The sequence below is a fragment of the uncultured Nostoc sp. genome, assembly GCF_964245575.1.
In the GTDB taxonomy this organism is placed as follows: Bacteria; Cyanobacteriota; Cyanobacteriia; order Cyanobacteriales; family Nostocaceae; genus Nostoc.
In genome coordinates, this window is the sequence record NZ_CAXTNP010000408.1 from 1 (window position 1) to 5007 (window position 5007).

Sequence of the window (5007 nt, forward strand, 5' to 3'; positions counted from 1 at the left end):
ATTGCAATTTTTAATTTTATATTTTTAATTTTTAATTTCGAGAAGCGACTTGACTTCCATCAGTTTTTCAATTCCCCCACTCAGGTAGGAAAAGCGATCGCTACCATCCAATTCCCGGCTCACCCGATAAACTCCGCCATTAGGCAGATTATCTCCAATTAAGTACAACATCACTTCACGCTCATGCAAGGCGAGTTCTGTTGCTTTGCATGAGCGTGATATCTCGTCCTTCTGGAATCAACAAAACAACTTGGCCCATCTCGTTTTGCAACGGACGCAGTGAAAAATCGATTGTTGCTACTCGGTTATTTGCGCCGAGAACATCAACTTCATAGCGGACAAATTCTCCTTGAGCTGCACGAGCGATCGCTTGTTTTAATTGTTCTTGAATTTGAGGTGAAATCGTCCACCAGTGTGCTTCCCAAAAAGGGCGATTAATCACATCTTCAAGCTTCAGTCCGCCAAAACTGAGCGCAGTCTGGTTAGCCTCTAATAAAATACCATCTAGCGTTAGCAGTCCTGTGAATTGGAAAGTGTTATTGAAAATTGCCCGGAATCGGCGATCGCTTTCCTGTAGTGCAATAGTGCGTTCCTCCACTTTGGCTTTTAACTCAGCCTTGAGGGTTTGCAGGTTGTGGTAGAGTTGGGCTTGTTGGATAGCGATCGCTAGTTGCACCGTCAATTGGTTGAGCAATTCCACCTCAAATGTCTGCCATTGTCGCGGTGCAGAACATTGATGCACCATGTAATAACCCCCATACAACTGCTTGAGTCCCTTGGTTCTCTAACAAAATGGGGACAACTAAATTCGCCTTTACCTGAAACTGTTCCAAAACTTGAATATGGCGATCGCTTAAACCCGCTTCGTAGATGTTCGTCGATGCCCAGATTTTTCCTTGGCAGTATTCTTCCCCTTGGCTTTGCTGAAAACAGGTATCTTCAATCTCCAGTCCCGAGGTTGGTGTCCATTGGGGTAAAACTGACTCAGCTACAACTTTACCTTGCATTTGATGAGTAAATTGATACATCAGCACCCGATCAACCTTGAGTAACTGGCGGACTTCTTTGACACTCGTAGCGAGGATATCTTGAAACTTCTTGGACTTGCGAATATCAAGAGCGATCGCTCCAATTAACTTTTGTTGTTCCTGTAGCTGTTTTAGCTGCTGCATTAGCTGTAATTGTTAGCGTTTTAACCTACGTACAAGTACCCCATACTTCGACGCCGCTCAGTACAAGTGTCCAATGCTCTGAATCAAGAAATCCGGACTTTTTCTTGATCGCGGACTACTATTTTTAGTCGCATAAACGCATAATAGAATAGTGACTGATCTGTTCGCCCCTTTACAATCTCTCAAACAAGGTGACTGGTTCAAGCTGATCTGCGGAGCCAGCTTCCAGCATTTACCGGCAGTCAGAAGTTTAACGTTAGCCTATACTTTGGCGGGCGCTGACTGCATAGATGTTGCAGCTGATCCGGCCGTAATTGCAGCAGCGCAAGCAGGGCTACTTGTAGCCAAATCTCTGGCTACGGATGCCCAAAAGCGAGGCTTTAGCTACAAAGGCAACTCACCCTTTTTAATGGTAAGCCTGAACGATGGAGAAGACCCCCATTTTCGGAAAGCAGAATTTAATCCTACTGAGTGTCCTAAAGATTGCCCTAGACCCTGTGAACGGATTTGTCCGGCACAAGCAATCGTGTTTAACAATGTAAAAGAAAACTTTTCGGGAGTAATATCACAAAAGTGCTATGGCTGCGGTCGTTGTATACCAGTTTGTCCATATAATATAATTGATACAAGTTCATATATGTCAACGCCAGGAGCGATCGCGCCATTGGTAATGTCAACGGGAGTAGATGCCGTAGAAATCCATACAAAAGTCGGGCGGTTGACAGAATTTGAGCAATTATGGCAGGCAATTTCACCGTGGGCCGCTCAATTAAAGCTACTAGCTATCAGCTGTCCCGATGGCGAGGGGATGATTGACTACCTAAGAGCAGTATATGACCTGATTGCCCCACTCAAGAGTACTTTAATTTGGCAAACCGATGGCCGTCCCATGAGTGGTGATATTGGCGATGGCACCACAATAGCCACGGTGAAATTAGGGCAAAAAGTTTTGGCAGCTAAGTTACCGGGATATGTGCAGTTAGCAGGCGGCACAAATAGCTATACCGTTGCTAAGTTAAAGGCAATGGGACTACTCAAAGAGGCAAGGGAGCAGGGAGCAAGGAGCAAGGGGGAAAACTTTTCTCCTCTGCCCCCAGCAAAGAGCCCTTCTGCCTCGATTTCCGGGGTCGCCTATGGTAGCTACGCCCGCGTACTGCTGTCACCAATTCTCGAACAGTTAGAGAATAAGGAGGTAAATAACACTAATGTGCAAGCGAATCTTCGCCTTGAAGAAAATGACGTATTACTTTGGCAAGCTGTAAAACTTGCCCATTCTCTCGTTTCCCAGATCAAGTCACAGCAGGAGCGTTAATTGCTCGTTTCGGGAAATTACCCAGAGCGGTTTCTCCTGCACGCAAATGTCCTCGCTATCTCTAAAAACGTCACCATAGAAAGCATGACGATTACAGACGATCTCCAAAAATTATTAGACATTTTGCCCCAAGACCTGCAACAAGTACTAGAGAGTCATCCCAAACGAGATAGTTTAGTAGAAGTGGTTTTGGATTTGGGTCGTCGCCCAGAGGCTCGGTTTCCTAATCAAGCTGAGTATCTGAGCGAAGTACCCGTTACTCAAGAACAGATAGATGATTGTATTCAACGAGTTGGAATCTTTGGCGGAGATAATCGAGCAGGAATTGAGCAAACTTTGCATCGGATCAGCGCCATCCGCAACCGCACGGGTAAGATTATTGGCTTGACCTGTCGCGTCGGTCGAGCGGTATTCGGAACCATTGGCATGATCCGTGATTTGGTAGAAACTGGTAAATCGATTCTCATGCTGGGGCGTCCAGGCGTGGGCAAAACTACTGCCTTACGGGAAATCGCCCGTGTTTTGGCGGATGATCTGCAAAAGCGAGTAGTGATTATTGACACCTCCAACGAAATAGCTGGGGATGGTGATATTGCTCACCCCGCTATTGGTCGCGCTCGGCGGATGCAAGTGGCTCATCCAGATCAACAGCATCAGGTGATGATTGAGGCAGTGGAAAACCACATGCCAGAAGTCATTGTCATTGATGAAATTGGCACAGAACTGGAAGCTTTAGCGGCTCGTACCATTGCGGAACGGGGTGTACAGTTGGTAGGTACTGCCCACGGAAATCAGATCGAAAATCTGATTAAAAACCCCACCCTGGCTGATTTAGTTGGGGGTATCCAAGCTGTGACGCTGGGAGACGATGAAGCTAGACGGCGAGGTTCTCAAAAAACTGTTTTGGAGCGGAAAGCGCCTCCTACCTTCGAGATTGCTGTGGAAATGTTGGAGCGCCAACGCTGGACAGTACATGAAAGTGTTGCTGACACAGTAGATAATCTGCTGCGGGGGCGTCAGTCTACCCCACAAACGAGAACCGTTGATGACCACGGCAAAATCGCTGTTACAAGGCAGTTAGCTGTTGTCAACGGTCGCGGTGGACAGCTAGCGACAGTGGAAGAATCTTTCTCACCGGCGCGACCGTCTAATGGCTGGCGTTCATCTGGACAAATGGTAGCACTGCCGCAATTGCCTGTAGAGCGGGTAACTGGACGCAGTGAATTTGATCGTTTGCTGGATGAATCCTTCAATTATTCTGAAAGCATTGATTTGGATGCTGCTACTAGACAGCCAGGGCCTAACGGTGAAGATTTACCACTGCACGTTTACCCCTATGGCGTTAGTCGCCATCAACTGGAACAGGTAATTAGTGTGCTAACTTTGCCCGTGGTATTGACAAAAGATATAGATAGTGCTGATGCAATTTTAGCACTGCGATCGCACGTCAAAAACCACGCCAAATTACGCCAAATGGCCAAAGCCCGTCATGTACCCATCCACATGATTAAGTCCAGCACCATTCCCCAAATTACCCGTGGTTTGCGGCGGTTGCTGAACATGGACGACCCGGAAATGGCCGACGACCTAGAATTGCAACTGTTTTTGCACAATGGTAGCGATGATGAGATGGATGCCTTGGAAGAAGCTAGACTTGCTGTTGAGCAAATTGTGATTCCGAAAGGACAGCCAGTCGAGTTATTGCCGCGTTCTCCGCAAGTTCGCAAAATGCAACATGAGTTGGTAGAACATTATCGCCTCAAGTCGCATAGTTTTGGCGAAGAACCAAATAGAAGATTACGGATTTATCCGGCCTAACCTCACCCCCAGCCCCTCTCCGAAGCGGAGAGGGGAGTCAGGAAAGAGAAATTAATCCCATGCCAAAAAACCCGGTCACGAAGACCAGGTTTTTGTGGGGCCATATTCCCCCAAGGCTAGTTATAGGAGTTATTTATAAATCAGTGTTCTGGTAATAGCTACCAAACTTAGGTTGCCAATTTCGGAAAACTGTCGCCCAATTATCAAAATTTTTTCTCGCTCACCTATGCGATCGCTCCCTACTCATTGAAATTGAGATCACAACGTCTCTCTGGGAATTTTGCTATTATTTGCTTCTTTAAAATATATGCAAATCATAGAAATTTCTCCATTCCAAGCATTTCGCCGGAGTGTGGTAACGGTAATGCAGATAGTTCCAAAGGAGCTACGCTATGTGGCAATTTTGACATTATTGGGTGGTGCAGACCCAGCGATCGCTATTTGGCTCAACAAGTTGATTATTGATGAAATAACCCGCTTATTGAGTACGGAGACAATGCAGAATGCGATCGCACTGATACTTGCCCAACCACTGCTACTCTCCAGTATTGCAGGTTCACTGCTGGTAAATTTGGTGAGTGATGCGATCGCTAACATTAATGCTTTTGTATATAGTTCCCTGCGCTTGCCTTATGTCTACGTAGTTCAGGGAGTGGGCTTGCCGTGAGCGTAGCCGAACGGGAGTAGGGGCAGGGGGCAGGGGGC

Annotated in this window: 6 protein-coding genes; 3 read left to right on the forward strand and 3 right to left on the reverse strand. The window is 46.7% G+C overall.

Annotated features, from left to right (window positions below; translation table 11 throughout):
• Window positions 1–24 precede the first annotated feature (24 nt).
• From ACFFAP_RS35650 to ACFFAP_RS35660, 3 genes are read right to left on the reverse strand one after another with little or no spacing between them, the layout of a single operon-like run.
• A complete protein-coding gene (locus ACFFAP_RS35650) occupies window positions 25–189 on the reverse strand; it encodes a hypothetical protein (RefSeq protein ID WP_375515634.1) in 165 nt (54 codons plus the stop codon).
• Window positions 182–745 carry a PAS domain-containing protein gene (locus tag ACFFAP_RS35655; RefSeq protein ID WP_375515635.1) on the reverse strand — a complete coding sequence of 188 codons (564 nt, stop codon included), beginning with the start codon at window positions 743–745 and terminating at the stop codon, window positions 182–184. The genes ACFFAP_RS35650 and ACFFAP_RS35655 overlap by 8 nt, the downstream gene beginning before the upstream one ends.
• On the reverse strand, window positions 702–1172 hold the full coding sequence (locus tag ACFFAP_RS35660; protein WP_375515636.1) for a GAF domain-containing protein: 471 nt from the start codon (window positions 1170–1172) through the stop codon (window positions 702–704). The genes ACFFAP_RS35655 and ACFFAP_RS35660 overlap by 44 nt, the downstream gene beginning before the upstream one ends.
• A gap of 151 nt (window positions 1173–1323) precedes the next feature.
• Here ACFFAP_RS35660 and ldpA point away from each other — a divergent pair, with 151 nt between their 5' ends.
• From ldpA to ACFFAP_RS35675, 3 genes are all read left to right on the forward strand, one after another.
• Entirely contained in the window at window positions 1324–2484 is a 1161-nt protein-coding gene (ldpA, locus tag ACFFAP_RS35665) for a circadian clock protein LdpA (RefSeq protein ID WP_375515637.1), read from the forward strand.
• A gap of 84 nt (window positions 2485–2568) precedes the next feature.
• Entirely contained in the window at window positions 2569–4302 is a 1734-nt protein-coding gene (locus ACFFAP_RS35670; RefSeq protein WP_375515639.1) for a R3H domain-containing nucleic acid-binding protein, read from the forward strand.
• A 307-nt stretch (window positions 4303–4609) separates the two neighbouring features.
• A complete protein-coding gene (locus ACFFAP_RS35675; RefSeq protein ID WP_375515638.1) occupies window positions 4610–4969 on the forward strand; it encodes a hypothetical protein in 360 nt (119 codons plus the stop codon).
• Window positions 4970–5007: the final 38 nt, after the last annotated feature.

Bases quoted from the DNA above. Each gene is read 5' to 3' on its own strand.
- ACFFAP_RS35655 (WP_375515635.1), bottom strand. From the start codon at position 745: ATGGTGCATCAATGTTCTGCACCGCGACAATGGCAGACATTTGAGGTG.
- ACFFAP_RS35675 (WP_375515638.1), top strand. From the start codon at position 4,610: ATGCAAATCATAGAAATTTCTCCATTCCAAGCATTTCGCCGGAGTGTG.
- ACFFAP_RS35660 (WP_375515636.1), bottom strand. From the start codon at position 1,172: ATGCAGCAGCTAAAACAGCTACAGGAACAACAAAAGTTAATTGGAGCG.
- ACFFAP_RS35670 (WP_375515639.1), top strand. From the start codon at position 2,569: ATGACGATTACAGACGATCTCCAAAAATTATTAGACATTTTGCCCCAA.